Below are 26,380 nucleotides of genomic sequence, written 5' to 3' on the forward strand. Positions count from 1 at the left end.
TGGCGGGCTTATTAATAATTATTGCGCCGGGCCGGGAGCGTCAGTTTGAGGACGGCCGGGTGAACAACCCGCTGAGATCGCCCAGATCCGCTTCCGTGATGGTGCAGTGAGCAGAATTCATGACCGACGACTGGCCGATATAGGCCCAGTAGATGAACTCGGCGCGGGGGAGCGACGCCCGCGCGTCGACGCCGGATTCCCGCAGCAGCTTGGCGATATAGGCGACACGCCCGGCATCGACGGTCGCGACGACCCTGGCGGCAACGTCATCGGAGGCGGCCCACGCGCGGAAGGCGCGATCAAGGCTCCGGTCTTCGTTGAACGCCAGCTTCATCAAAGAGGTCAGCCGCGCAGGCCCGACGATCGACGAGTCGATCTCGCGAATCACCCCGTCCGTCGCGCGTTCCTGCCAGGTCGCGAGCAACTGGTTGCGAAAGTCGGCAATGCTCTCGAAATGCCAGTAAAAACTGCCTCTTGAGACCTGCAGGCCCTCGGCCAGCATGCCGGTTTTCAGCGCCGCCTCGCCCTGCCGGGCAAGGGTCCGCAGCCCGTGAGCGATCCATTGCTCACGGGTCAGCCGGTCTTTCGAGAGCGACGATTCGACACTTTCAACCATACACAAGTGTATTGACACAAAATGGCGCCCGGCGCTAGGCTCCGTACAGAGGTGTATGGAGGCCTTGCAGAACTGCGGCACCTGAACTGGCGCGCCCGTCCTGCCGGTGAGCGGGACGCGCAGCGCTGCGGTGGTTGAATTCAACAGAGATATCCGAGGCGTCGGGAGAAATAGCGCCGCTGTGCTGGCCGATCACGGCGCGGATCGCGCGGTTCCGTGTCATGGTGCGGTCATCGAAGGCGGTCCATGTGCTGAAGCCTCGTCGTCAGACAATTCGCATCATCCACGTCCAATTGTGAACCGAGAGACAGTCCAATGACGATCTACAAAGCACCAGTCGAAGATGTGAACTTTCTCCTCAACGACGTTTTCCAGATCGACCGCTACAACAACCTGCCGGGCTTTGCAGACGCCTCCGCCGATGTTCGCGCCGCGATCATCGACGAAGCCGCCAAACTCAGCGAGCAGGTGCTGCATCCGCTCAACCATTCCGGCGATCAGGAGGGTTGCACCCGTCACGACGACGGCCGGGTGACCACGCCGAAAGGTTTCAAAGACGCTTTCAAGCAGCTTGCGGAAGGCGGCTGGCTCGGCCTGTCGGCTCCGGCGGAATTTGGCGGACAGGGCCTGCCGGTCACGCTGTCGCAGACCGTCAATGAATTCATGATGTCGGCCAACATGGCCTTCTCGATGTATCCAGGACTGACGAAGGGCGCGATGGCCGCGCTGCTGGTGCATGGATCGGACGAGCAGAAGAAGACCTTCGTGCCGAAGATGGTCGAGGGTCGGTGGGCCGGCACGATGAACCTCACCGAGCCGCAATGCGGCACCGATCTCGGCTTGATGCGCACCAAGGCGGTGAAGCAGGCCGACGGCACCTACAAGATCAGCGGCACCAAGATTTTCATCTCGGGCGGCGAGCAGGACCTCACCGAGAACATCGTGCATCTGGTGCTGGCGCGCATCGAAGGCGCGCCTGCGGGCATCAAGGGCGTGTCCCTCTTCGTTGTGCCGAAAATGAAACTGAACGCCGACGGCTCGCTGACCAATGAGAAGAACGGCGTGTCCTGCGGTTCGATCGAGCACAAGATGGGCATTCACGGCAATTCGACTTGCGTGCTGAATTTCGACAACGCGGTCGGCACCCTTGTCGGCGAAGAGAACAAGGGCATGCAGGCCATGTTCGTCATGATGAACGAGGCCCGCCTCGGCGTCGGCGTGCAGGGTCTGTCGCAGTCGGAAGTCGCCTATCAGAACGCGGTGAACTACGCGCGCGAACGTCTGCAGGGCCGCTCGCTGACGGGCGCGAAGGAGAAGGACAAGCCCGCCGATCCGATCATCGTGCATCCGGACGTGCGCCGCACGCTGATGTCGATCCGCGCCTTCAATGAAGCGGCGCGCGCGCTGGTGGTATGGACCTCGATCAAGAGCGACCTTGCCCATCGTTCGGACGATGCCGGCGAGCGTCAGGCCGCCGACGATCACATGGGTCTTCTGACCCCTGTCATCAAAGGCATGCTGACCGACCAGGGTTTCGCCAATGCCGTCGCCGCGCAGCAGATGTTCGGCGGCCACGGTTACATCGTCGAGACCGGCGTCGAACAGTTCGTTCGCGATGCGCGCATCTCGATGATCTACGAAGGCGCCAACGGCATCCAGGCGCTCGATCTTGTCGGCCGCAAGCTCGGCCGCGATGGCGGCCGCGCGATCACCGCGTTCTTCGGCGAGGTCTCGGCCTTCATCAAGGAAAACGGCGCGAACGAGGCGCTCAAGCCTTTCATCGCGCCGCTCGGCGCCGCGCTGAAGGATCTGCAGCAGGCTACCATGTGGCTGATGCAGAACGCGCTGGCCAAGCCCGACAATGCAGGCGCCGCCTCGACCGATTATATGCATCTCTTCGGTCTTGTGACGCTCGGCTATATGTGGGCGCGGATGGCCAAGGTTGCGCAGGACAAGCTGGCGGATGGCGGCGATCAGGCCTACCTGAAAACCAAGCTGGTCACCGGAAAGTTCTTCATGGAGCGCATGCTTCCCGAAACCTCGCTGCGGCTGTCGCGCGTCCAGAGCGGCGCCGACACGATGATGGAATTGTCCGCCGAGGCGTTCTGATTTTCCCGATATCATCCCGCGCCGGTTCCCGGCGCGGGATTTTTCCATCACACTGCTTCAAACACATCCCAGGAGGACGTCATGGCAGAGGCATTTATCTACGACCATGTGCGCACGCCGCGCGGCAAGGGCAAATCCGACGGTTCGTTGCACGAGGTGACTGCGCTGGCGCTGGCGACGGCGCCGCTGAAGGCCCTCAAGGAGCGCAACAACCTCGCCGCCGACAGCATCGACGATGTGGTGCTCGGCGTGGTCGATCCGGTCGGTGAGGCGGGCGGCGACATCGCGCGCTTTGCGGCGCTGAATGCCGGGTTCGATACCTCGGTGCCGGGTGTGCAGATCAACCGCTTCTGTGCCTCGGGCCTGGACGCGGTGAACTTCGCCGCGGCGCAGGTGATGTCCGGCCAGCACGAACTGACCATCGGCGGCGGGGCGGAATCCATGAGCCGCGTCGGCATCATGTCGTCAGGCGCGGCCTGGCCGATGGACCCCTCGATGGCGGTGCCGAGCTATTTCATGCCGCAGGGGGTGGCGGCGGATCTGATCGCGACCAAGTACGGCTTCTCGCGTGACAACGTCGATGCCTATGCGGTGCAGAGCCAGCAGCGCGCGGCCAAGGCCTGGGATGAAGGCCGCTTCAAGAAGTCGGTGGTTCCGGTGAAGGATATCAACGGCATCACCATCCTCGACAAGGACGAGCACATGCGCCCGTCGACCACGATGCAGTCGCTCGGCCAGTTGCAGCCGTCTTTCGCGGCGATGGGTGCGATGGGCGGTTTCGATGCGGTGGCCGTGCAGTCGCATCCGGAAATCGAGGCGGTGAATTACGTTCATCACGCCGGCAATTCGTCGGGCATCGTCGATGGCGCAGGTGCCGTGCTGATCGGCAGCGAAGCGGCGGGCAAGAAGAACAACCTGAAGCCGCGCGCGAAGATTCGTGCCTTCGCGAACATCGGCTCCGAACCCGCAATGATGCTGACGGGTCCGGTCGATGTGACCAGGAAGGTGCTGGAGCGTTCCGGCATGAAGCTGTCGGACATCGACCTGTTTGAACTGAACGAGGCGTTCGCCTCGGTTGTCCTGCGCTATATTCAGGCCTTCGACATCGACAACGAGAAGATCAACGTCAACGGCGGCGCTATCGCGATGGGCCATCCGCTCGGTGCAACCGGCGCGATGATTCTCGGCACCGTGCTCGATGAGCTTGAGCGCACCAACAAATCCACCGCTCTGGTCACGCTGTGCATCGGCGGCGGCATGGGCACCGCGACCATCATCGAGCGCGTTTGAGGATCAGCACATGGCTTACAAGAATTTCAAGGTTGAGACCGACGCCGACGGCATTGCTGTCGTCACCTGGGATATTCCCGGCAAGTCGATGAATGTGCTGGACGAGACCACCGGTCTCGAACTCGCCGCCATCGTCGATGCGACCAGCAAGGACGCCGCGATCAAGGGTGTGGTTTTCACCTCCGGCAAGGAAGCGTTCTCCGGCGGTGCGGACCTGACCATGCTGGAAGGCATGAACCGCGCCTATCTCGAACTGCTCAAGAGCAAGGGCGAGGAAGCCGCAAACACCTATGTGTTCGAGGAAGTCCGCAAGCTGTCGCAGACTCTGCGCAACATCGAAACCTCGGGCAAGCCGTGGGTTGCCGCGATCAACGGCCTTGCCTTCGGCGGAGCGTTTGAGCTGGCGCTGGCCTGCCACTATCGGATCGCGTCGGAAAATCCGAAGACCCGTCTCGGCCTGCCCGAGATCAAGGTCGGCCTGTTCCCCGGCGGCGGCGGCACCCAGCGCCTGCCGCGCATGATCCAGCCGATGGAAGCCTTGCAGATGCTGCTCAAGGGCGACGCCATCGACCTCATCAAGGCGAAGTCTCTTGGCATCGTCGGCGCGGTCGTGCCGGTAGCGGATCTGATCAAGGCGTCGAAGGAGTGGATCAAGGCCGGCGGCAAGGCCGTCGCGCCATGGGACGAGAAGGGCTTCAAGCTGCCGGGCGGCGCCGTCTACTCGAAGGGCGGCATGCAACTGTTCCCGCCGGCCAACGCCATCCTGCGCCGCGAGACCTACGACAACTATCCGGCTGCCCGCGCCATCATGCAGTGCGTCTATGAAGGCCTGCAGCTCCCGATGGATGCGGCGCTGCGCGTCGAGTCGCGATACTTCTCGAAAATCCTGCGCTCGAAGGAAGCGGCGGCGATGATCCGCTCGCTGTTCGTGTCGATGCAGGAGCTGAACAAGGGCGCGCGCCGTCCCGCGAACGTTCCGCCGACCAAGGTCAAGAAGCTCGCCGTCATCGGCGCGGGCTTCATGGGCGCCAGCGTCGGCTTCGTCTCGGCGCAGGCCGGCATCGACGTCGTGCTGATCGACCGCGATCAGGACAGCGCCGACAAGGGCAAGGGACACGCCAAGACCATGCTCGACGGCATGATCGCCAAGGGCCGCATGAAGCAGGACAAGGCCGATGCTATTCTCGCCCGTATCTCCGCGACACCGGACTACAATGCGATCAAGGATTGCGACCTCGTGATCGAAGCCGTGTTCGAGGATCGCAAGGTCAAGGCTGAGACCTATGCCAAGGCCCAGCCGCTGCTGAAGGACGGCGCGATCTTCGCCTCCAACACCTCGACCCTGCCGATCAATTCGCTGGCCGAGGAGTGGAAGGACCCGTCGAAGTTCATCGGTATCCACTTCTTTTCGCCGGTCGAGAAGATGATGCTGGTGGAAATCATCGTCGGCAAGAACACCGGCGATCTGGCGCTGGCCACCGCGCTCGATTACGTGCGGCAGATCAACAAGACGCCCATTGTTGTGAACGACTCGCGCGGCTTCTTCGCCAACCGCTGCGTGCTGCGTTACGTCTCGGAAGGCTACGAGATGTTCAAGGAAGGCGTGCCGCCCGCGATGATCGAGAATGTCGGCAAGATGGCCGGCATGCCGGTCGGCCCCCTGTCGCTCAACGACGAAGTCGCCATCGACCTGTCGCTGAAGATTCTCAAGGCCACCGAGGCCGATATGGGCGCGCAGGCCGTCGATCAGGAGCAGAAGGCACTGCTGGTGGAAATGGTGGAGAAGCGCGGGCGTCTTGGCCGCAAGAACGGCAAGGGCTTCTACGACTATCCGGAGAAGGGCAAGGGCCAGAAGAAGCTCTGGCCGGAGCTGACCTCGCTGCAGTCCAAGCACCTCGATCCCGATACGCTGGATGTTGAGGAGTTGAAGCAGCGGTTCCTCGTGGTGCAGGCGGTGGAAGCCGCACGAACCGTCGAGGATCATGTCATCACCGATCCGCGCGAGGCGGATGTGGGCTCGATCCTCGGTTTCGGCTTCGCGCCGTTCACCGGCGGCACGCTGTCCTACATCGACTTCATGGGCACCAAGAACTTTGTCGAGCTGTGCCACAAGTTCGAGAAGAAGTACGGCTCGCGCTTTACGCCGCCGAAGCTGCTGGTCGACATGGCGGCCAAGGGCGAAACCTTCTATGGCCGCTTCGCACCGAAGAAAGCGGCGGCGTAAGCTACATCGTCTTCTAAAGAAAAAGGGCGGGATCATGGGTCCCGCCCTTTTTCGTTGCCGACAATGTGATTGCGCTTACGACGCCTTCATAAGCCCTTCGGCGGTGAGTGCTTCCTGCACCTTCGGGCGCGCCGCGACACGGGCTTTGTAGGCGACGAGATTAGGCAGGCCCGAGATATCGAGGCCGGTGCGATCCGCCCAGGCGAGCATCGTGAACAGATAGGCGTCCGGCACGGTGAATGCGTTGCCCATGATGTAGTCGCGGCCTTTCAGGGCCTGATCGACATACTTGAACTTGCCCATCAGGCGGTCCTTGAAGAATGCCTTGGTGTCGTCGGACAGCACCGGCTGGAACAGCGGGCTGAAGTTCTTGTGCAACTCGCTGGCGATGAAGTTCAGCCACTCCTGCAGCTTGTAACGCTCGCCGGTGCCGTGGGCGGGCGCCAGGTTCTTTTGCGGGGCGCTGTCCGCGATCATCTGGACGATGACCGCGCCTTCGGTCAGCAGGTCGCCGTTGGTCAGGCCAAGCGCGGGCACCTGACCCTTGGGGTTGACCGCAAGATAATCGCTGCCGTCCTCGAGTTTCTTCGCTTTCAGGTCGACCCGGACCAGGTCGAACGGCAGGCCGGCCTCTTTCAGGGCGATATGCGGGGAGAGCGAGCAGGCACCGGGCGAATAATAGAGTTTCATAGGAGGTATCCCTTTGAGAATTCTGCAGGTTGGGGCATTGGCAAGACCGATCGCCACCTCCTAAATGCAGGGATGTCAAGATTGATGCAACTGCATTTATTAGGGTAGACTGGGTCAGCCCGCAGATCGGGCGTCCCAGCGGCATGGACACGACGATGAAACGCAAACCATCCACCGAGGCGACGGAGGTCTGGATCCGCCTGATGCGGGTCCAGAACAAGGTGCTCGGCGCGGTCGAGCAGGATCTCAAGAAGGCGGGTTTTCCGCCGCTGGCCTGGTATGACGCGCTGCTTGAACTGTCGCGTGCGCCGAGCGGCGAACTGCGTCCGGTCGAGCTCGAAAAGCAGATGCTGCTGCCGCAGTATTCGACGTCGCGGCTGATCGACCGTCTGGTCGAGGAAGGCCTCGCGGCGCGGCGCGAGTGCAAGATGGACAAGCGCGGCCTGTTCGTCGAGATCACCGAGGCCGGACGCGAACTGCAGAAGAAAATGTGGAATTCCTATTCGGCAGCGATCGAGCGGCACATCGGCTCAAAGCTGTCGGATGCCGATGCGGTGAAACTCGCGGGCCTGCTGGATCGCCTCGGCTGTTGCGCCGGTGCGCCGGTGGCGATGACGGTCTCGAAAGAGGCCGTCAAGGAATCCCCCAAAGAAGTCACATCGGCCCGATGATTCTTTCTTTACCTCTCGCGGCTACGGATGCCCGCGTCCGTGGCGTCCGCCTGCATCGTGCGCTGACCCTTCAATCACTACGGCTTGTCTGGATGTCCCATGGCGCGTGATCAGATAGATATGACTCCGCTGGAGTCGCGGGACGAACTGGTCGCGTGGCTGGAGGCCGGGGTCAAGCCGAAGTCGGATTTTCGCATCGGCACCGAGCACGAGAAGACACCGTTCACGCTCGAGGGTCACAGGCCCGTACCTTATGAAGGTGCGCGCGGCATCCGCGCGGTGCTCGAAGGCATGCAACTCCTGCTCGGCTGGGAGCCGATCATGGAGAACGGCAACATCATCGGTCTTTACGATGTCACCGGCGGCGGCGCGATTTCACTGGAGCCGGGCGGGCAATTCGAACTGTCCGGCGCGCCGGTCGAAACCATTCACCAGACTTCTTCCGAACTGATGGCGCATCTGGCGCAGGTGCGCGAAGTCGCGGCTCCGCTCGGCATCGGTTTTCTCGGTCTCGGCATGACCCCGTCGTGGTCGCGCAAGGATATTCCGGTGATGCCGAAGGGCCGCTACCGGATCATGACCAATTACATGCCGAAGGTTGGCCAGTACGGTCTCGACATGATGTACCGGACCTGCACCGTGCAGACCAACCTCGACTTCTGTTCGGAAACCGACATGGTCAAGAAGCTGCGGGTGTCGGTGGCGCTGCAGCCGGTGGCGACCGCGCTGTTCGCGAACTCACCATTTACCGAGGGCAAGCCGAACGGCTTCTTGTCGTTCCGCTCGGAAATCTGGCGCGACACCGACAACGCGCGCGCCGGCATGATCCCTTGGGCGTTCGAGGACGGCATGGGCTTCGAGCGCTGGGTCGATTACGCGCTGGATGTGCCGATGTATTTCGTCAAGCGCGGCGATGACTATATCGACGTATCGGGATCGTCGTTCCGCGATTTCTTCGACGGCAGGAACAAGATCATTCCGGGCGAGAAGCCGACGCTGTCGGACTGGGCCAATCATCTGTCGACAATTTTCCCCGAGGTGCGCCTGAAGCGTTATCTCGAAATGCGCGGCTCGGACAATGTGCCGTCGCAACAGTTGCCGTCGCTGCCGGCATTCTGGGTCGGTCTTCTCTACGACGACGAAAGTCTCGATGCGGCTTGGGAAATCGCCAAGGGCTGGACCGCGCATGAGCGGCAGGTGCTGCGCGATGACGTGCCGCGGCTCGGCCTCAAGGCGAAGATTGGCAATCGCTATCTGTCCGAGGTTGCGAAAGACTGCATGGCGCTGGCGCACAAGGGTCTTGCCCGCCGCCACCGGCTTGATTCGCTCGGCCACGACGAGACGCGGTATCTGGAGCCGCTGGATCGGATCATGGACAGCGGCCTCACACCGGCCGAACGGCTGCTGGAAAAATTCAACGGCCCCTGGAAGCATTCGGTCGAACCGGTTTACACAGAATACGCTTTCTAATTCAGCAGTTTATCGCCATCACGCGATTGTTGTTCCGGCATTTATCTGCCGTTCATCTGCCGTACATCCGCGCGGCGATTGAATAAGCAGGGCATCTGCCCGGTTCATCACCGTCCGTCCTGCCGAAAGCGATCTCATGCTCAAAATCTGCGATTTCAGATCATGCATGAGCTTTTCCGTTGCAGCCGTTGTTGCAATCGCCCTCTCGTGTCTTGCTGGAATTCAGCCTGTCCATGCGCAGGCCAGCTTTGATCGGCCGGGCAACGACTATCTGCGGACGGAAATGCCGTCCGGCGATCCCGCGGTCTGCGCCCTGCAATGCGAGCGCGACCGCCGCTGCCGCGCCTGGAGTTTCAACTATCCTGCCGTCAGTGACGAGCACGCAGTATGCTGGCTCAAGAATGCGGTGCCGCCACGGGTGCCGAGCAGTTGCTGCGTCTCCGGTGTGCGCGGCGCGGGCGTCATCGAGCCGCGCAACATCTTCCTCGAGGTCGAAACCGACCGGCCCGGCGGCGACTATCGCAATGTCGAGGTCGAGCACGATCCCAAGGGTGAGACCTGCAAGGCTGTCTGCGAGAGCGACAAGAAGTGCCGGGCGTGGACCTACGCGCGGCCCGGCTATATCAGCAAGTCCGCGCGCTGTTTTCTCAAGGATCACGTCAAACCGCCGCGCCGCAAGCCGGGATTCATCTCGGGCGTGGTGCGGTAGGTCGCGGAATCAAACGATTCCCGGAATGTGTGCTGACACTCTGCGTTGAGTGAATTTTTAGCCTCCGGCGGCGCGTAACATCCGGCCTCCTGCTTTCGTAACTCCCCGAGGGCGACCACGCTGTGCGTTGCCTTCGCGCAAACCCGGGAGGAATTCAAATGCGACAGGTTTACAAAGCACTCAGCATCGCCTTGCTCGTGGCGGCTTTTGCAGTTGCCGGCCTGATTCATGCGGCCTTGGCGTCCACGCCTTATTCGGAAAGCGCGTTCAAGTCCGCTCAGGCCGCCGGCGCTCCTATCCTTGTGGAGATTCACGCCGGCTGGTGCCCGACCTGCAAGGCTCAGGCGCCGATCATCGATGCCCTGGCCGCGGAGCCGAAATTCAAGAACCTCAAGATTTTCCGCGTCGATTTCGATAGCCAGAAATCCGACGTGCAGAAGTTCGGCGCCAAAATGCAATCGACGCTGATTGTCTACAAGGGCAATTCGGAAGTGGGCCGCTCGGTCGGCGATACCAAACGGGATTCGATTGCGGCCCTGCTCAACAAGGGTCTTTGATTCACCGTGACCGTCATCGCGTTGGCGTTCGCGGCGGGGCTGCTGTCGATCCTGTCGCCGTGCGTGCTGCCGCTGCTGCCCATTGTATTGGGCACGGCGGTCACGCAGCACCGATGGGGGCCGATTGCACTCGCATCGGGTCTGGCCATTTCGTTTACGGTGCTCGGGCTGTTCATCGCAGTCGCCGGTTTCGCGCTCGGCCTGGACGGAAACGCATTTCGTCTGGCCGCGGCGATCGTCATGATTGCGATCGGGATGGTTTTGCTGATGCCATCCTGGCAAGTCCGTCTTGCTGCGGCGGGCGGTCCTGTGTCCGGCTGGGCCGACCGGACGCTGGGTGGATTTTCCGGTTCGGGTCTGTGCGGTCAGTTCGCAATGGGGCTGCTGCTGGGGGCCGTCTGGTCGCCTTGCGTTGGACCGACACTCGGCGCGGCGTCGCTGCTCGCTTCGCAGGGACGTGACCTTTTTCAGGTCGCGCTCACGATGATGGCATTCGGCTTCGGCGCGGCCCTGCCGCTGGCTGTTCTGGGACTTCTGTCCCGCTCGGCCCTGATGAACATGCGCGGGCGCATGCTGTCAGCCGGACAATTCGGCAAGGGACTGCTGGGAGTGGCGCTGATCCTGATCGGCGTTGGCATCGTCACCGGCGCAGACAAATGGATCGAGACCGTGCTCGTCAATATCTCACCGGCCTGGCTGACGGAATTAACGACGCGATTCTGACGCGCGGGACAGTGCGCGCTAGCCGGTGCCGCCGACCGTGATGCGGTCCATGCGCAGCGTCGGCTGGCCGACGCCGACCGGCACGCCCTGTCCCTGCTTGCCGCAGGTGCCGATGCCGTCATCGAGCTGCAGGTCGTTGCCGACCATGGACACACGATGCAGGTCCGTCGGCCCGTTGCCGATCAGCATGGCGCCCTTGAGCGGCGCGCCGACCTTGCCGTTCTCGATTCGGTAAGCCTCGGTGCACTGGAAGACGTACTTTCCGGAGACGATATCGACCTGGCCGCCGCCGAAATTCACGGCGTAAATGCCGTTCTTCACCGACGCGAGGATTTCCGCCGGATCGCGCTCGCCCGCCAGCATGTAGGTGTTGGTCATGCGCGGCATCGGCACATGCGCATAGGATTCGCGCCGGCCGTTGCCGGTGGGCTTCATGTTCATCAGCCGCGCGTTCTGGCGGTCCTGCATGTAGCCGACCAGAATGCCGTCTTCGATCAGCATGGTGCGGTTGGTGGGCGTGCCTTCGTCGTCGATGGAGAGCGAGCCGCGCTTCGAGGAGATCGTGCCGTCGTCGACGACGGTGACGCCTTTCGCCGCGACCTGCTGGCCCATCAGGCCCGAGAACGCCGAGGTCTGCTTGCGGTTGAAGTCGCCTTCAAGTCCGTGGCCGACCGCTTCATGCAGCATCACGCCGGGCCAGCCGGGCGCGAGCACCACATCCATTTCACCGGCGGGCGCGGGCACCGATTCCAGATTGACCAGCGCCTGACGGATCGCGCCGTCGGCGGCCGTGCGCCACGCTTTCGTTTCGATGAAGCGCGCATAGCCTTCACGTCCGCCATAGCCGGCGCTGCCGCTTTCCTGCCGGTCGCCTGACCCGGCGACGACGGAAATGTTCACGCGCACGAGGGGGCGGATGTCGCGGTAGCTCTCGCCGTCAGGACGGACGATCTCCACCACCTGCCATGTTGCGCCCAGCGATACCGACACTTGGCGCACGCGCGGATCCTTGTCGCGGACATAGGCGTCGATCTCGGCCAGCAGCTTGACCTTGGTCTCGAAGGTTTGGCCGTCGAGCGGATTGTCGTCGCCATAGAGGCGAACGTTGGTGTGGGACGGCGCGGCCGCGAACGTTCCGGAATAACCGCCGCGCACTGCGCTGACTGTATCGGCGGCGCGGATCAGCGCCGGCAGCGAGACGTCGGAGGAGTGGGCGTAACCCACCGCGTCGTCCTTGACCGCGCGCAGGCCGAAACCCTGCGCCGTGTCATAGGTCGCCTGCTTGAGGCGGCCATTGTCGAAACTCAGCCCCTCGGACTGGCGGTATTCAAGAAACAGTTCGCCGTCGTCCGCGCCGGCGAGCCCGCGAACGATTTCCCGGCGCACGTCGTCGCGGCCAAGACCGGCGCGATCGAGCAGGGAGGTGGTCGCGGGCGTAGCGTCGGACGGATGGCTCATCAAGAACTCCTGGGAATGCCGGGATCGCAGGGCATGGCGGCGGGATCAGGTCCCAAGATAGGGACGATCGTGCCCGAGGGCGAGGGCCGGAGGGACAGGTTCCGCAGGCTCAAGGCAGCTTGTCGTAGCCTTCGCCAAGACCCTTCAGACTGAGCGGGAAGCCGATACCTTCTTCCGGGGTCTCGAAGATGATGAAGGTCGCCGTCTTGGCGGTCTTGAGCTGGTTGAGCAGGGTGTCGTCCATCACGACTTCGGCAACGCAGCCGTTGGGCAGGCAGCGCACGAATCCGGCCCGGCCCACATCCTTGTCGTCGAGCTTGAGTCCGAGGCCTGAGGGCAGCAGCACGCCCAACGGGGCAACCACCCGCATCAGCTTGCTCTTCTGGTCTGCGGTTTTAAGAATAATGACGGTCAGGCCCGCATTGGAGCGGTCTTCCGCCACCACGCTCTGGATCAGGGCGCATTGTTCGGCCTGCGCACCGGCGGGGGTGTCGCAGCGAATCTGCCAGTCGCCATGGACCGATTTGACGGCTCCCTGAGCCAGGGCTGGCGCGGTCCCTGCAAAAACCGCCACAACGGCTGCAGCGACAAGCCAGACCGGCGCCATCGCGCGGCTGCGGGTCAGGGAAGGCTGGTTTCGCACGCCCATCGGGCTCAATCCTTGCTCAATCTCTGGCATAAGTCCGGTAATCCGGCGTTTTCCCGCGCCACGCCTGTCTGGCCGCTGGTTGACAGGGCAATGACGGCGGCTTGAGGGCAGGCCTGCGGGCAGAATCTGCCACCGGAATACACCATCACCGCCGCGAATCGGGTCCTCGCTGCGTATCTCGCCCGTGCGTACAACGGGCATTCCAAGTGTCAAGCATTCTCGGGCCGCCGGGGTGCCGGTTTTCAGCCCATTTGCCAATGGGATTCCGCCTGTGTGCCCGCCTTATTACGTGCATTGCGGTAGGCATGGAATTATGGTTTGAGAAGCTTGAAATTCGACGCGTTCTAACCTTCGGCTTTCGGCCGAAACAATGACCGCGCCTGAGAATGCAGGCTTAAATGCAGATCTTGCCGCCCGGCAGGATCGCTGGGGTGACGAAAGCAGGAGCGATAGCGGCATGAAGATGTCGAATGGCCAGATGGGCCGGCGAGTACTGGGCTTTGCGGTGGCTGCCACCGTGCTTGCCGCGGCAGGGGCAGCTTTCGCGGCGGGCGGGACCCTCGGTCAGCCGTCGCCCTGGGAATATACGCTCCAGCCGTCCGCATCGCCGGTGATGGACAACATCACCTGGTTCCACAACTTCCTGCTCTGGATCATCAGCGCGATCACGATTTTCGTGCTGATCCTGCTCATCCTCGTTGCGGTGAAGTTCAACGCGAAGTCGAACCCCGTTCCGTCGAAGACCACCCATAACACGCTGATCGAAGTGGTCTGGACCATCGTGCCGGTCCTCGTTCTCGTCGGCATCGCGGTGCCGTCGTTCCGCCTGCTGTTCCAGCAGCTCGACATTCCGAAAGCCGATCTCACCATCAAGGCCACCGGAAAGCAGTGGTACTGGACCTACACCTATCCGGATAACGGCAAGTTCGAGTTCGATTCGCTGATGGTCGCCGACAAGGCGCCGCGCCTGCTCGCCGTGGACAACGAGGTCGTGGTGCCGGTGAACAAGGTGATCCGGGTGCAGGTCACCGGCGCCGACGTCATCCATTCCTTCGCGATGCCGGCGTTCGGTGTGAAGATCGACGCCGTTCCGGGCCGCCTCAACGAAACCTGGTTCAAGGCGACCAAGGAAGGCATGTATTACGGCCAGTGCTCCGAGCTTTGCGGCAAGGACCACGCCTACATGCCGATCGCGATCAAGGTCGTGAACGATCAGGAATTCACCACCTGGGTCGAGGCGGCGAAGAAGAAGTACGCAACCAACCCCGCAAATTCCTATGCGTCGATCGGGACGGTTGCGCAGTAAGCACATTAAGACGGGCGGGCGAGGCGCAAGCCGCCCGCACCGCAAGGCTGACAGGATTAGCTGACGGCACTACGAGGCTAAAGGGATTAGAAAATGGCCACCTCCGCTGCAACACATGATCACGCCCATGACGACCATGCGCACGATCACCCGACCGGGTGGCGTCGCTATCTCTATTCGACGAACCATAAGGACATCGGCACGATGTACCTTATCTTCGCGATCATGGCGGGCATCATCGGCGGCGCGATGTCGGTCGCGATCCGCATCGAGCTGATGTATCCGGGCGTGCAGCTCTTCCACGAAGCGCACACCTACAACGTGTTCGTCACCTCCCACGGCCTGATCATGATCTTCTTCATGGTGATGCCGGCGATGATCGGCGGGTTCGGCAACTGGTTCGTGCCGCTGATGATCGGCGCGCCGGACATGGCCTTCCCGCGCATGAACAACGTCTCGTTCTGGCTGCTGCCGGCCTCGTTCGCGCTGCTCCTGATCTCGACATTCGTCGAGGGCGAGCCGGGCGCCAACGGCGTCGGCGCCGGCTGGACCATGTACGCGCCGCTCTCGACCTCGGGTCACCCGGGTCCGGCGGTGGACTTCGCGATCCTCTCGCTCCACATCGCGGGCGCGTCGTCGATCCTCGGCGCGATCAACTTCATCACCACCATCTTCAACATGCGCGCGCCGGGCATGACCCTGCACAAGATGCCGCTGTTCGTGTGGTCGATCCTGGTCACCGTGTTCCTGCTGCTGCTGTCGCTGCCCGTTCTCGCCGGCGCGATCACCATGCTGCTGACCGACCGTAACTTCGGCACCACCTTCTTCGCGGCCGAAGGCGGCGGCGATCCGGTCCTGTTCCAGCATCTGTTCTGGTTCTTCGGCCACCCCGAAGTGTACATCCTGATTCTGCCGGGCTTCGGCATGATCTCGCAGATCGTCTCGACCTTCTCGCGCAAGCCGGTGTTCGGTTATCTCGGCATGGCCTACGCGATGGTCGCCATCGGCGGCATCGGCTTCGTGGTCTGGGCGCATCACATGTACACGGTGGGCATGTCGTCGGCGACGCAGGCCTACTTCGTGGCGGCCACCATGGTCATCGCGGTGCCGACCGGCGTGAAGATCTTCTCGTGGATCGCCACCATGTGGGGCGGCTCGATTGAATTCCGCGCGCCGATGATCTGGGCGATGGGCTTCATCTTCCTGTTCACCCTCGGCGGCGTGACCGGCGTGGTGCTTGCCAACGCCGGCGTCGACCGCGTGCTGCAGGATACGTATTACGTCGTCGCGCACTTCCACTACGTGCTGTCGCTGGGCGCCGTGTTCGCGATCTTCGCGGGCTGGTACTACTGGTTCCCGAAGATGTTCGGCTACATGTACTCGGAGACCATTGCGAAGGCGCACTTCTGGGTCACCTTCGTCGGCGTGAACCTGATCTTCTTCCCGCAGCACTTCCTCGGCCTGTCGGGCATGCCGCGCCGCTACGTCGACTATCCGGATGCCTTTGCTGGCTGGAACCTGATCTCGTCGATCGGCTCCTACATCTCCGCTTTCGGCGTGCTGATCTTCCTCTACGGCGTGATCCAGGCCTTCGTCCGCAAGGAACGGGCCGCGGACAATCCGTGGGGTGCCGGTGCGACCACGCTGGAATGGACGCTGTCGTCGCCGCCTCCGTTCCATCAGTTCGAGGTTCTGCCGCGCGTTCAGTAAGCACGCGGATTCAAGACAGGCATCCGCCGCGGCCCAGCGGCCACGGCGGATGAAACGTTCAGGAAGCGAGTTCAGATTTTGTCGGTTGTCGACCATCACGCGATTGATCTGTCGCCCCGCATCTCGGAAGCGGGCGTCGCCGATTACATTGCGCTGCTGAAGCCGCGGGTGATGTCGCTGGTGGTGTTCACCGCGCTGGTCGGCCTTGTCATCGCTCCCGGCCATTTCCATCCCGTGCTGGCGATCACCTCGATCCTCTGCATCGCCGTCGGCGGCGGCGCCTCCGGCGCGCTGAACATGTGGTACGAGGGCGATATCGACGCACTGATGTCGCGCACCGCGAACCGTCCGATCCCGCGCGGCCGCATCCTGCCGGGTGAAGCGCTGGCCTTCGGCCTGACCCTCGCCTTCTTCTCGGTGATGACGCTCGGCATTCTGGTGAACTGGCTGGCCGGCGCGCTGCTCGCATTTACGATCTTCTTCTACGTCGTGGTCTACACGATGGGTCTCAAGCGCTATACGGCGCAGAACATCGTGATCGGCGGCGCCGCAGGCGCGTTGCCGCCGGTGGTGGCATGGGCCGCGGCGACGGGTTCGCTGTCGCCGGAGCCGATCCTGCTGTTCCTGATCATCTTCCTGTGGACGCCGCCGCACTTCTGGGCGCTGGCGCTGTTCCGCACCGATGATTACGGCCGCGCCAACATCCCGATGCTGCCGAATGTTGCCGGTCCCGATGCGACGCGGCTGCAGATCCTGCTCTACACCATCCTTCTGGTGGCGGTAGCGGCCTCGCCCTGGCCGCTCGGCTATTTCAGCGCGGTGTATGGCGTGACGTCGCTTGTGCTCGGCGCAGGCATGCTGTGGTACGCGATCCAGGTCTATCGCCATCGCACCGGCAGCGCGGCGCTGCGCGCCACGCGCGGGCTGTTCAAGTTCTCGATCCTGTATCTGTTCGCACTGTTCGCTGTGCTGCTGCTCGAAGTCGTGGCGTCGGCGGTGATGCGGGCGATCGGATCATGAGCGCGGGCCTGGTCATGGACAGCAAGAAACCGCAGCAGCAGGGTATCGTTCTCACGCCGGAGCAGAAGAAGCGCCAGCGCGAGCGTTCGATCGCCATTGCCGTGGCGCTCGGCGTGCTGGTCCTGCTGTTTTTCGCGGTCACGCTTGTGAAGGGCCCGGCCGTCCTTCAGCGGCCGATCTGACGGAGGCGATGCGCGACATGACGCAACAGCCCGCCAGCAAGAAGCCTCGCATCAGCCGCGACGTCATGATCGCGTCGATCTGCGGCTTCGTGGTCGCCTTCATGGTGGGCGCGTCCTACGCGGCGGTGCCGTTCTACAACTGGTTCTGCCGCACCACCGGCTTTAACGGCACCACGCAGGTCGCCACCTCCACGCCGGAAAAATCGCTCGAGCGTCGCATCAATGTGCGCTTCGATTCCAATGTCAGCGGCGGATTGCCGTGGAAATTCCAGCCCGAGCAGAACGAGATTTCGGTCAAGATCGGCGAGGTGGTGACCGTCTATTACACCGTTACGAATCAGTCGGCGCGTGCGACCACGGGCGTCGCCGCCTACAATGTCGCGCCGCTGACGGTCGGAGCCTTCTTCCAGAAGATCAACTGCTTCTGCTTCACCGAGCAGGCCTTCGGGCCCGGTGAAAAGCGCGAGATGGCGGTGGTCTTCTATGTCGATCCGGCGCTCGCCGCCGACCGCGAATATGACGACCTCAACACCATCACCCTGTCTTACACCTTCTACCCTGTGAAAGATCCGGCACCGAAGCCGCTCGCGGCGACGGAGACGGACAAGCGCAAGGGCAATCTTTGATTTTTCGGCTATAACTACGACACGCGCCGGCTGATACCGGCATCACGGAGAGACCACATGGCAACGGGCCAAGCCAAGCACCACGACTATCACCTCGTCGATCCGAGCCCGTGGCCGGTCGTCGGCTCCATCTCGGCCTTCATCATGGCTGTCGGCGCCGTCGCATGGATGCACAAGATGTTCGCCGGTGCGCCGATCGTGTTCGGCGTCGGCACCATCGGTGTGCTCTACACCATGGCAAGCTGGTGGGGCGATGTGATCCGTGAAGCCCAGTACAAGGGCGACCACACCCGCGTCGTGCAGTTGCATCACCGCTACGGCATGATCCTGTTCATCGCCTCCGAAGTGATGTTCTTCGTGGCGTGGTTCTGGGCCTACTTCAACGCGGCGCTGTTCCCGGCCGATCCGGTTCACATGACCCGCGATGCGCTGTTCGGCTGCGGCGCCGGCGTGTCTCCGGCGGATTGCAAGATTCCGGGCGTCTGGCCGCCGCACGGCATCGAGACCTTCGATCCGTGGCATCTGCCGCTGCTCAACACCCTGATCCTGCTGACCTCGGGCACCACGGTGACCTGGGCGCATCACGCGCTGCTCGAAGGCGACCGCAAGGGCCTGAAGTGGGGTCTGATCCTCACTGTGGTGCTCGGCGCGCTGTTCACCTGTGTGCAGGCTTTCGAGTACAGCCATGCGGCGTTCAGCTTCGCCGGCAATGTCTATGGCGCGACCTTCTTCATGGCGACCGGCTTCCACGGCTTCCACGTTCTGGTCGGCACCATCTTCCTGCTGGTCTGTCTGTTCCGCGCCTATGCCGGTCACTTCACGCCGAAGCAGCATCTCGGCTTCGAGTTCGCTGCCTGGTACTGGCACTTCGTCGACGTGGTGTGGCTGTTCCTGTTCATCTGCATCTATGTCTGGGGACACGGCGCCTCGACCATGGCTCACGGCGCGCACTGATCGCGCCCGGCCTGAAATCATCAGGGCGGCCTTCGGGCCGCCCTTTTTCGTGATCGGAGACCTCTTGCGAGGATGCGTTCGCGGGCGTAGCGAAAGGCGATGAGGAGAACGGCATGACCACCGATATGGCTCCGGCGACGCTGTCGCAGACCGTCATGCGCGGCCTCGCCTGCAAGTGCCCGCGCTGCGGCGAGGGCAAGCTCTATGCGGGCTTTCTGTCGCTGCGGCCCCATTGCGAGTCGTGCGGTCTCGACTATGCCTTTATCGACGCGGGCGACGGCCCGGCGATTTTCATCATCATGATCGCCGGCTTCATCGTGGTCGGCGCCGCATTGTTCGTGGAGATAAAGTATCAGCCGCCGTTCTGGGTTCATGCGGCGCTCTGGGGACCGCTGATTTTGGCAACGACCCTGCTGCCGCTGCGCGCGATGAAAGCGTTATTGATCGACCTGCAATACTTTCACAAGGCGGCCGAAGGCCAGCTTGTGAAGCGCGAATCGAAATGACGGGGCAGCCGGCAGTTCAGCCGCAGCACGCGCGAGGCATTTTCGGCCTCGCGGTGATCGCGCTGGTCATGGTGTCGGTGCTTGTCAGCCTTGGCCTGTGGCAGCTTCGCCGCAAGGACGAGAAGCACGCGCTGATCGCAGCGCTGACCGAACGGTTGGCCGCCGCTCCGGTTGCGCTGCCGGCGGCGGCGCAATGGCCCGCGCTCACCCCGGCGCATGACGAATTCCGGCGGGTCAAGTTCACCGCGACGCTTGAGAACAAGCCGGACGCGATGGTCTACAGTTCCGGCTCCGCGGTGCGCGACGATGTAACCGGGCCGGGAACATGGACATTCGTTCCGGCGCGGCTGGCGGATGGACGCAGCGTCGTCATCAATGCGGGCTTCGTCCAGAATACGATGCAGGATCGCGCGCAGCAGGATCGCGCCGTCCGCCCGCTGATTACCGGCACACCGGCCGAATTCACCGGCTATCTGCGCTTTCCCGAAGCCGCGGGAACGCTGACGCCCCATGAGGACAGCAGCAAGCGGCTCTGGTTCACACGCGATGTTCCGTCGATGGCGCAGGCGCTCGGATGGGGCGAAATCGCGCCGTTCTATATCGACCTCGAATCGCCGCAGCCGCTATCCGGCATTCCGAAGCCCGGCCCGCTGCATGTGCGGCTCAAGGACGATCACCTGCAATATGCCATCACCTGGTTCGGTCTGGCGCTGGTGGTCGCAGGGGCCTTCGTGGCCTGGGTGATCCAGCGCCGTCGGGCATGACCCGCGCTATTCGGCTTCCTTGTGAAGGCGGAAAACAGCCGATATGGTGCGGCTCGATCCGGCGGGTAGCTGGATAATTTAATCATCATTATCAAAGGCTTGCGACGGGCTTGAGCCTTTGGAGGATCGCTTGACGAGCTACATTTCGACACGGGGCGAAGCGCCCCGGCTTGGCTTCTGTGACGTGATGCTGACCGGGCTTGCCCGCGACGGCGGGTTGTATGTGCCGGAGGTCTGGCCGCAGCTCAGTGCCGAGACCATCGCGGGATTTTTCGGCCGTCCGTATTGGGAAGTCGCGGTCGAGGTGATCCGTCCGTTTGTCGCGGACGAAATTTCCGAAGCCGATCTCGGACGCATGGCGATCGAGGCCTACGCGACCTTCCGCCATCCCGCGGTGGTGCCGCTGAACCAGATTGCGCCGGATCGCTTTGTGCTGGAGCTGTTCCACGGCCCGACGCTCGCGTTCAAGGACGTGGCGATGCAGTTGCTCTCGCGGCTGATGGATCATGTGCTGGCCAAGCGCGGCCAGCGCACCACCATCGTTGTCGCGACCTCGGGCGATACCGGCGGCGCGGCGGTGGATGCGTTCGCGGGCCGCGACAATGCCGATCTGATTGTGCTGTTTCCGGACGGGCGCATCTCCGACGTGCAGCGCCGCATGATGACCACGAGCGGCGCGGGCAATGTCCATGCGCTCGCGATCGAAGGCACGTTCGACGATTGCCAGAGCATCGTGAAGGGCCTGTTCAATCATCACAAGTTTCGCGACTCGGTTTCGCTGTCCGGGGTCAACTCGATCAACTGGGCGCGCATTGTCGCGCAGGTGGTCTATTACTTCACCTCCGCCGTCGCGCTCGGCGCACCTGCGCGCGAGGTCGACTTCACCGTGCCGACCGGGAATTTCGGCGACATCTTCGCCGGCTATGTCGCCAAGCGCATGGGATTGCCGGTGCGCCGTCTGCGCATCGCTGCCAACATCAATGACATTCTGGCGCGTACGCTGAAGACCGGCATCTACGAGGTGAAGCAGGTTCACGCCACCACCTCGCCCTCGATGGACATCCAGATCTCGTCCAATTTCGAGCGGTTGTTGTTTGAAGCCACCGGGCGCGACAGCGCCGTGATCCGCTCACTGATGGGATCGCTGGCGCAGTCGGGCCGCTTCGTTCTCAGTGACGCCGTGCTCAAGCGCATCCGCGAAGACTTCGACGCGGGCCGCGCCGATGAGACCGAAACCAGTGCGGCGATCCGCGCGGCATGGCGCGAGGCGGGCGAACTGGTCGATCCGCATACCGCGGTGGCGCTTGCGGTGGCGGATCAGGACAAGCCGGTGTCCACCGTGCCCAACATCGTTCTCTCGACGGCACATGCGGCGAAATTCCCCGATGCCGTCGAAGATGCCTGCGGTGTGCGTCCGCAGCTTCCGGCCTGGCTCGACGGGTTGATGACAAAGCCGGAACACATCAAGGTCATGAAGAATGACCAGGCTGAGATTGAACGGTTTATTCTCTCGATAAGCCGTGCCGCGAAGCAGGGAATTGCCTGATGGGCGTTGAAATTACCAAGTTGCCATCCGGACTGACCGTCATCACCGATACGATGGCGCATCTCGAAACCGCCGCACTCGGTGTGTGGACCGGTGTCGGCGGCCGCGACGAAAAGCCGGATCAGCACGGCATGTCGCATCTGCTCGAACACATGGCCTTCAAGGGAACCACGCGGCGCTCGGCGCAACAGATCGCAGAAGAAATCGAGGCGGTCGGCGGTGACCTCAACGCCGCCACCAGCAACGAGACCACGACCTATTATGCGCGTGTGCTCAAGGCTGACGTCGCGCTCGGGCTGGATGTCCTCTCGGATATTCTCGCCAATCCGTCCTTCGATGCGGAAGAACTGGAGCGCGAAAAAAGCGTGATCGAGCAGGAAATCGGCGCGGCGCAGGACACGCCGGACGATGTGGTGTTCGAGCATCTCAACGAACTGTGCTATCCGGACCAGCCGCTCGGCCGCTCATTGCTCGGCACGCCGCAAACGCTTGCGAGCTTCAGCCGCGACAACCTCTACGATTATCTGTCGACGCACTATCACGGCCCCGACATGGTGGTGGCTGCGGCGGGCGCGGTCGACCACAAGCAGGTCGTGGCCGAAGCCGAGCAGCGCTTTGCAAGTTTCGCCGGCACGCCCGCGCCGAAGCCTGTGCCGGCCATGTTCGGCAAGGGCGGCTCCCGTGTCATTCACCGAGATCTCGAACAGGCGCACCTGACTTTGGCGCTGGAAGGCCTGCCGCAATCGGACCTGTCGCTGTTCAGCCTTCAGGTGTTCTCCAACATCCTCGGCGGCGGCATGTCATCGCGGCTGTTTCAGGAAGTGCGCGAGAAGCGCGGGCTTTGCTACTCGATCTACACCTTCCACGCGGCGTTTTCCGACACTGGCTTCTTTGGTCTCTACACCGGCACCGATCCGGCCGATGCGCCGGAGATGATGGAAGTGATCGTCGACGAGATGAACAACGCCGTCGAGACCCTGACCGAGCAGGAAATCGCCCGGTCCAAGGCGCAGATGAAAGCCGGCCTCCTGATGGGTCTGGAAAGCTGCAGTTCACGGGCCGAGCAAATGGCGCGGCATATCCTCGCCTATGGCCGTCCGCTCACAGTGGACGAACTGGTGGCACGGATCGAAGCGGTCAGCGTCGAATCGACGCGCAATGCCGCGCGCGGTTTGCTGACCCGCAGCCGTCCCGCCGTGGTTGCGCTCGGCGAGGGGCGGGGACTCGATACCGCGGTGGGCCACGCCGAGGGCCTGGCGCGCCCGCCGGCCAGGGCGTTGCTGCATTGATGCCGCGCTGGCGCTGACGGCGTGACCGGCGATCCTGCAGGCAATCTCAAGCAATCGCGGTTAGCGCGCGGGATTTTTCTTGTTCTGGGATTTATCTTTGTCGCGCTCGGTTTTGTCGGTGCGTTCCTGCCGGTGCTGCCGACAACGCCGTTTCTCATTCTGGCGGCCGCCTGCTTTGCGCGCTCGTCGACGCGGTTTGAAAACTGGCTGCTGAATGATCCCCGCTTCGGGCCGCTGCTGAAAGACTGGCGCGCGCGCGGTGCGATTCCACGCAAGGCGAAGGTCGCGGCGCTGGCGGGAATGGTCTTCGGCTTCACCGTGTTCCAGCTTGCCAGCCATCCCGGCCTGCCGCTCACGCTGGCGGTCGCCGCGTTAATGCTGACCGGCCTTGTCTACGTGTTCTCGCGGCCGTCATAGAACCGGCTGCGCGGCAGGCGCATCCGGCCGCGGATTGTGCTAGAAAGGTAGCGGGTGCATCCTTGTATGCATCCTGGCGCCCACAATGGGAGAGGTCCGGCATGGCCCTGTTTCGCTTGCCTTCGACGACAGCGCCGCCGCTCGCGCCGCGCGGCCGCGGCTTGCTGCTGCGGGCGCCGCAGATGACCGATTACCCGCAGTGGAGCGAACTGCGCGGTCAGAGCCGATCCTTTCTGACGCCGTGGGAGCCGATCTGGCCATCGGACGATCTGACCCGGTCCGGCTTTCGCCGCCGCCTGCGGCGCTATGCGGAGGATATTGGCGAGGACAGGGCCTATCCGTTCCTCGTCTTTCGCGAGGACGACGGCACGCTGCTGGGCGGTGTGACGCTGGCCAATGTCCGGCGCGGCATCGTGCAGGCGGGCACCCTCGGTTACTGGGTCGGGCAGCCTCATGCGGGCAAGGGCATCATGACTGCGGCGCTCCGGGTGCTGCTGCCGACCCTGTTCGGCGAACTCAACCTCCACCGCATCGAGGCCGCCTGCATTCCCACCAACCAGTCCTCGATCAGGGTGCTGGAAAAATGCGGCTTTGCCCGTGAAGGTCTCGCGCGGCGCTACCTCTGCATCAACGGTGTCTGGCAGGACCACTGCCTGTACGGCCTGCTGGACGAGGATTTCCGCGGTTAACCAGCCCCCTCGGCACGGGCTGTCTGCGCCTTTGGTTCGCCGTGTTTGGCCTGCTATAAGGCCACCTCGGTTCCGATTTGTTCAACCTGGAAGCAATGATGGCGGGTGGCAGGCGTTTGAAGCGCGCAGCAATGGCTGCGCTGGCTGTGGCGGCGGGTGCAGCGCTGTCGGGCTGCGGCGGCGGCAGCATGTTTGGAGGCTCGTCCGGCAGTTCGTCGACCGGCTCCTCCATCGGCAGCCGGTTCAGCCAGTTGTTCGGATCCAATTCGCAGGAAGCCAGCACGTCGTCCGGGCCCTCGACGCAGGCAACGCAGAACAGCGAACTGACCTGCCCCAGCGTGTCGATCCGTTTTGGCGCATCGACACTGTCGGTCGGGCTGCCAGGCAAACCCGCTTCGGGCAATGACCTGCGCTATCAGGGCAACATCACGCGCACGGCGCGCGACTGCAACCTGCAGAACGGACAGGTCACGGCGCGGATCGGTGTCATGGGCCGGATCATCGCTGGGCCTGCGGGCGCGCCGCCGACCGTGGAGGTGCCGATGCGCGTCGCGGTGGTTCAGGATGGCGCGCCGGAAAAAGTCATCACGACCAAGGCGGTTCGCACGACCGTGACCATGGAAAGCGACAACACCGAGTTCAGCCTTGTCGCCGAGGACATTACCTATCCCGCGCCGACGGAAGCTGCCAACGACAAGTATATCTTCTACGTCGGTTTCGACCCGGCGGCGCTGAAGCCGGAGCCTGCGGGCCGCAAGCGCCGGAAGTAGCGTTCGGCCTCGATCCAGGAACAAAAAAAACCGGCCTCGCATCAACGAGGCCGGCTTTTTGTTTGAGCGTGATGCCGTCAGTTCAGCTTGCTGCGAACGTCCTGAATGCCCTTGGCGACCAGATCGTTGGCGACCGCGCCCTTGACCGAGGTCGTCATGATCGACGACGCCGCGCTGACCGCGGCCTCGGCGGCGGCTGCACGGACATCGGCAATCGCCTGGCTCTCGGCCTGGGCGATCTTGCTTTCAGCGGTCTTGGTGCGGCGGGCAACGAAGTCTTCCATCTTCGCCTTGGCTTCGGCGGCGATGCGCTCGGCATCGGCCTTGGCGCTGGCGACGATGTCCTGGGCTTCACGCTCGGCGCTGGCGCGGCGGGCACGATACTCAGCGACCAGCTTGGTGGCCTCTTCCTTAAGACGGCGGGCGTCCTCGAGTTCCTTCTTGATCCGGTCGCGGCGATGATCGAGCGCCTGCAGGATCGTGCGGTGAACGCCGAAATAGCCGAACACACCCATCAGAATGAGGAATGCGACGGCGACCCAAAATTCTGCCTGGAACATCGTCGTTATCCCTTCAAGGACGTATCGACGGCGCTTTCGACAGTCTTGCTGTCGGGCGCGACGCCGGTGAGGCGTTGAACGATCGCGGTTGCCGCGTCCGATGCGATCGAGCGGACATTGCCCATCGCGGCGGTGCGCGTTGAGGCAATGGTCTTCTCGGCATCGGCCAGCTTGGCCGCGAGCGTGGCTTCGAGCGCCTTGCGGTCGCTTTCAGCCTGCGCGTTCAGCTTGTCACGAGTCTCGGACCCGATGGCCTGAGCCCGCGCGCGCGCCTCGGCGAGCTCGGTTTCATAAGCCTTCAGAGCCTGATCGGACTCGTCCTTCAGCTTTTGCGCTTCGGCAAGATCGTTTTCGATCACGCCTTCGCGGTTCGCGATGATGCCGCCGACGCGCGGAAGCGCGAACTTCGACACGATGAAGTAAAGCAACGCAAAGGCAATCGCGAACGACACCAACTGAGAGGCAAACGTCTCCTTCTGGAAAGGCGGAAAACCCGCCTTGCCATGGCCGTCTGCTTCGGTGTGGGCGGTCGTGCCCTTTGCAGTGCCCTGACCCGTCGCCATGAGCGTCTCCTGTTGGCGTTTGCCGCGGCTCTAATGAGCCCGCGGCAAACGCATCATCCGGTCTGACTTAGACGGCGAACAGCAGCAGCAGCGCGATCAGCAGCGAGAAGATGCCGAGCGCTTCGGTCACGGCGAAGCCGAAGATCAGGTTGGCGAACTGGCCCTGCGAGGCCGACGGATTGCGCAGCGCGCCGTTCAGGAACTGGCTGAAGATCATGCCGACGCCGACGCCTGCGCCGCCCATGCCGAGGCAAGCGATACCTGCGCCGATGTACTTTGCTGCAACTGGATCCATGGTGAAACTCCTTCTTG

29 protein-coding genes are annotated in these 26,380 nt (G+C 63.1%); 21 read left to right on the top strand and 8 right to left on the bottom strand.

All coding sequences use genetic code 11. From position 1 onward, the window contains the following. Window positions 1–40: 40 nt before the first annotated feature. Window positions 41–760, bottom strand: a complete 720-nt coding sequence (locus tag HMPREF9696_RS16930; RefSeq protein WP_002714262.1) for a TetR/AcrR family transcriptional regulator — start codon at window positions 758–760, stop codon at window positions 41–43. 171 nt (window positions 761–931) lie between these two features. On the opposite strand from HMPREF9696_RS16930, the gene HMPREF9696_RS16935 reads away from it, so the two are divergent. From HMPREF9696_RS16935 to HMPREF9696_RS16945, 3 genes are all read left to right on the top strand, one after another. Beyond that, window positions 932–2,725 carry an acyl-CoA dehydrogenase C-terminal domain-containing protein gene (locus HMPREF9696_RS16935; RefSeq protein ID WP_002714263.1) on the top strand — a complete coding sequence of 598 codons (1,794 nt, stop codon included), beginning with the start codon at window positions 932–934 and terminating at the stop codon, window positions 2,723–2,725. An 81-nt stretch (window positions 2,726–2,806) separates the two neighbouring features. After that, window positions 2,807–4,015: an acetyl-CoA C-acetyltransferase gene (locus tag HMPREF9696_RS16940; protein WP_002714264.1), complete on the top strand. Its 1,209-nt coding sequence runs from the start codon at window positions 2,807–2,809 to the stop codon at window positions 4,013–4,015. Window positions 4,016–4,025: 10 nt separating this feature from the next. Then, window positions 4,026–6,239 (top strand): 3-hydroxyacyl-CoA dehydrogenase NAD-binding domain-containing protein, encoded by a 2,214-nt coding sequence (locus HMPREF9696_RS16945; protein ID WP_002714265.1) that lies wholly within the window; start codon window positions 4,026–4,028, stop codon window positions 6,237–6,239. 75 nt (window positions 6,240–6,314) lie between these two features. Here the strand turns inward: HMPREF9696_RS16945 and gstA are convergent, their stop codons facing one another. Beyond that, complete coding sequence (gstA, locus tag HMPREF9696_RS16950; RefSeq protein ID WP_002714266.1) at window positions 6,315–6,929, bottom strand: glutathione transferase GstA; 615 nt, start codon at window positions 6,927–6,929, stop codon at window positions 6,315–6,317. Window positions 6,930–7,084: 155 nt separating this feature from the next. Here gstA and HMPREF9696_RS16955 point away from each other — a divergent pair, with 155 nt between their 5' ends. Both HMPREF9696_RS16955 and HMPREF9696_RS16960 read left to right on the top strand, forming a co-directional pair. Then, on the top strand, window positions 7,085–7,600 hold the full coding sequence (locus HMPREF9696_RS16955) for a MarR family winged helix-turn-helix transcriptional regulator (protein ID WP_002714267.1): 516 nt from the start codon (window positions 7,085–7,087) through the stop codon (window positions 7,598–7,600). Between the two features lie 99 nt (window positions 7,601–7,699). Then, window positions 7,700–9,070 (top strand): glutamate--cysteine ligase, encoded by a 1,371-nt coding sequence (locus tag HMPREF9696_RS16960; protein WP_002714268.1) that lies wholly within the window; start codon window positions 7,700–7,702, stop codon window positions 9,068–9,070. Window positions 9,071–9,088: 18 nt separating this feature from the next. Here HMPREF9696_RS16960 and HMPREF9696_RS21695 read toward each other — a convergent pair whose 3' ends face one another. Continuing rightward, the gene (locus tag HMPREF9696_RS21695; protein ID WP_009735013.1) at window positions 9,089–9,238 is read right to left on the bottom strand and encodes a hypothetical protein; all 150 of its coding nucleotides are present in this window, start codon (window positions 9,236–9,238) and stop codon (window positions 9,089–9,091) included. On the opposite strand from HMPREF9696_RS21695, the gene HMPREF9696_RS16965 reads away from it, so the two are divergent. The 3 genes from HMPREF9696_RS16965 (at window position 9,237) to HMPREF9696_RS16975 (ending at window position 11,059) form a co-directional block, all read left to right on the top strand. Beyond that, window positions 9,237–9,779: a PAN domain-containing protein gene (locus HMPREF9696_RS16965; protein WP_040302131.1), complete on the top strand. Its 543-nt coding sequence runs from the start codon at window positions 9,237–9,239 to the stop codon at window positions 9,777–9,779. The two genes, HMPREF9696_RS21695 and HMPREF9696_RS16965, sit on opposite strands and share 2 nt — an antisense overlap. Before the next feature lie 158 nt (window positions 9,780–9,937). Continuing rightward, window positions 9,938–10,336: a thioredoxin family protein gene (locus HMPREF9696_RS16970; protein WP_002714270.1), complete on the top strand. Its 399-nt coding sequence runs from the start codon at window positions 9,938–9,940 to the stop codon at window positions 10,334–10,336. 6 nt (window positions 10,337–10,342) lie between these two features. Next, complete coding sequence (locus HMPREF9696_RS16975; RefSeq protein ID WP_002714271.1) at window positions 10,343–11,059, top strand: cytochrome c biogenesis CcdA family protein; 717 nt, start codon at window positions 10,343–10,345, stop codon at window positions 11,057–11,059. An 18-nt stretch (window positions 11,060–11,077) separates the two neighbouring features. On the opposite strand, the gene tldD is transcribed toward HMPREF9696_RS16975, so the two are convergent. After that, on the bottom strand, window positions 11,078–12,517 hold the full coding sequence (gene tldD, locus HMPREF9696_RS16980) for a metalloprotease TldD (protein WP_002714272.1): 1,440 nt from the start codon (window positions 12,515–12,517) through the stop codon (window positions 11,078–11,080). Window positions 12,518–12,626: 109 nt separating this feature from the next. Next, window positions 12,627–13,166 (bottom strand): invasion associated locus B family protein, encoded by a 540-nt coding sequence (locus tag HMPREF9696_RS16985; RefSeq protein ID WP_002714273.1) that lies wholly within the window; start codon window positions 13,164–13,166, stop codon window positions 12,627–12,629. A gap of 457 nt (window positions 13,167–13,623) precedes the next feature. On the opposite strand from HMPREF9696_RS16985, the gene coxB reads away from it, so the two are divergent. From coxB to HMPREF9696_RS17050, 13 genes are all read left to right on the top strand, one after another. Next, window positions 13,624–14,472, top strand: coding sequence for a cytochrome c oxidase subunit II (gene coxB / locus HMPREF9696_RS16990; protein WP_002714274.1), 849 nt, complete (start codon window positions 13,624–13,626; stop codon window positions 14,470–14,472). 93 nt (window positions 14,473–14,565) lie between these two features. Further along, window positions 14,566–16,182, top strand: a complete 1,617-nt coding sequence (gene ctaD / locus HMPREF9696_RS16995) for a cytochrome c oxidase subunit I (RefSeq protein ID WP_040301557.1) — start codon at window positions 14,566–14,568, stop codon at window positions 16,180–16,182. Between the two features lie 78 nt (window positions 16,183–16,260). Next, complete coding sequence (locus HMPREF9696_RS17000) at window positions 16,261–17,202, top strand: heme o synthase (protein WP_002714276.1); 942 nt, start codon at window positions 16,261–16,263, stop codon at window positions 17,200–17,202. Then, entirely contained in the window at window positions 17,199–17,384 is a 186-nt protein-coding gene (locus HMPREF9696_RS17005; RefSeq protein WP_002714277.1) for a hypothetical protein, read from the top strand. Before HMPREF9696_RS17000 ends, HMPREF9696_RS17005 begins: the two co-directional genes overlap by 4 nt. A 17-nt stretch (window positions 17,385–17,401) precedes the next feature. Then, on the top strand, window positions 17,402–18,010 hold the full coding sequence (locus HMPREF9696_RS17010; protein WP_002714278.1) for a cytochrome c oxidase assembly protein: 609 nt from the start codon (window positions 17,402–17,404) through the stop codon (window positions 18,008–18,010). 57 nt (window positions 18,011–18,067) lie between these two features. Further along, a complete protein-coding gene (locus tag HMPREF9696_RS17015) occupies window positions 18,068–18,964 on the top strand; it encodes a cytochrome c oxidase subunit 3 (RefSeq protein WP_002714279.1) in 897 nt (298 codons plus the stop codon). Window positions 18,965–19,077: 113 nt separating this feature from the next. Beyond that, the gene (locus HMPREF9696_RS17020; RefSeq protein WP_002714280.1) at window positions 19,078–19,470 is read left to right on the top strand and encodes a DUF983 domain-containing protein; all 393 of its coding nucleotides are present in this window, start codon (window positions 19,078–19,080) and stop codon (window positions 19,468–19,470) included. Continuing rightward, entirely contained in the window at window positions 19,467–20,234 is a 768-nt protein-coding gene (locus HMPREF9696_RS17025) for an SURF1 family protein (protein ID WP_002714281.1), read from the top strand. The genes HMPREF9696_RS17020 and HMPREF9696_RS17025 overlap by 4 nt, the downstream gene beginning before the upstream one ends. Before the next feature lie 130 nt (window positions 20,235–20,364). After that, the gene (gene thrC, locus HMPREF9696_RS17030; RefSeq protein ID WP_002714282.1) at window positions 20,365–21,780 is read left to right on the top strand and encodes a threonine synthase; all 1,416 of its coding nucleotides are present in this window, start codon (window positions 20,365–20,367) and stop codon (window positions 21,778–21,780) included. Continuing rightward, window positions 21,780–23,069 carry a M16 family metallopeptidase gene (locus tag HMPREF9696_RS17035; RefSeq protein WP_002714283.1) on the top strand — a complete coding sequence of 430 codons (1,290 nt, stop codon included), beginning with the start codon at window positions 21,780–21,782 and terminating at the stop codon, window positions 23,067–23,069. Before thrC ends, HMPREF9696_RS17035 begins: the two co-directional genes overlap by 1 nt. Before the next feature lie 21 nt (window positions 23,070–23,090). Then, complete coding sequence (locus tag HMPREF9696_RS17040) at window positions 23,091–23,486, top strand: YbaN family protein (RefSeq protein ID WP_002714284.1); 396 nt, start codon at window positions 23,091–23,093, stop codon at window positions 23,484–23,486. Window positions 23,487–23,587: 101 nt separating this feature from the next. Then, entirely contained in the window at window positions 23,588–24,175 is a 588-nt protein-coding gene (locus tag HMPREF9696_RS17045; RefSeq protein WP_002714285.1) for a GNAT family N-acetyltransferase, read from the top strand. 98 nt (window positions 24,176–24,273) lie between these two features. Beyond that, a complete protein-coding gene (locus HMPREF9696_RS17050) occupies window positions 24,274–24,945 on the top strand; it encodes a hypothetical protein (RefSeq protein WP_002714286.1) in 672 nt (223 codons plus the stop codon). Between the two features lie 77 nt (window positions 24,946–25,022). Here the strand turns inward: HMPREF9696_RS17050 and HMPREF9696_RS17055 are convergent, their stop codons facing one another. The 3 genes from HMPREF9696_RS17055 to HMPREF9696_RS17065 form a co-directional block, all read right to left on the bottom strand. Further along, entirely contained in the window at window positions 25,023–25,505 is a 483-nt protein-coding gene (locus HMPREF9696_RS17055) for a F0F1 ATP synthase subunit B family protein (protein ID WP_002714287.1), read from the bottom strand. A gap of 5 nt (window positions 25,506–25,510) precedes the next feature. Continuing rightward, entirely contained in the window at window positions 25,511–26,068 is a 558-nt protein-coding gene (locus tag HMPREF9696_RS17060) for a F0F1 ATP synthase subunit B family protein (RefSeq protein ID WP_002714288.1), read from the bottom strand. Window positions 26,069–26,135: 67 nt separating this feature from the next. After that, entirely contained in the window at window positions 26,136–26,363 is a 228-nt protein-coding gene (locus HMPREF9696_RS17065; protein WP_002714289.1) for a F0F1 ATP synthase subunit C, read from the bottom strand. Between the last annotated feature and the right edge of the window lie 17 nt (window positions 26,364–26,380).

This window comes from Afipia clevelandensis ATCC 49720, from assembly GCF_000336555.1.
GTDB classification, from domain to species: Bacteria; Pseudomonadota; Alphaproteobacteria; order Rhizobiales; family Xanthobacteraceae; genus Afipia; species Afipia clevelandensis.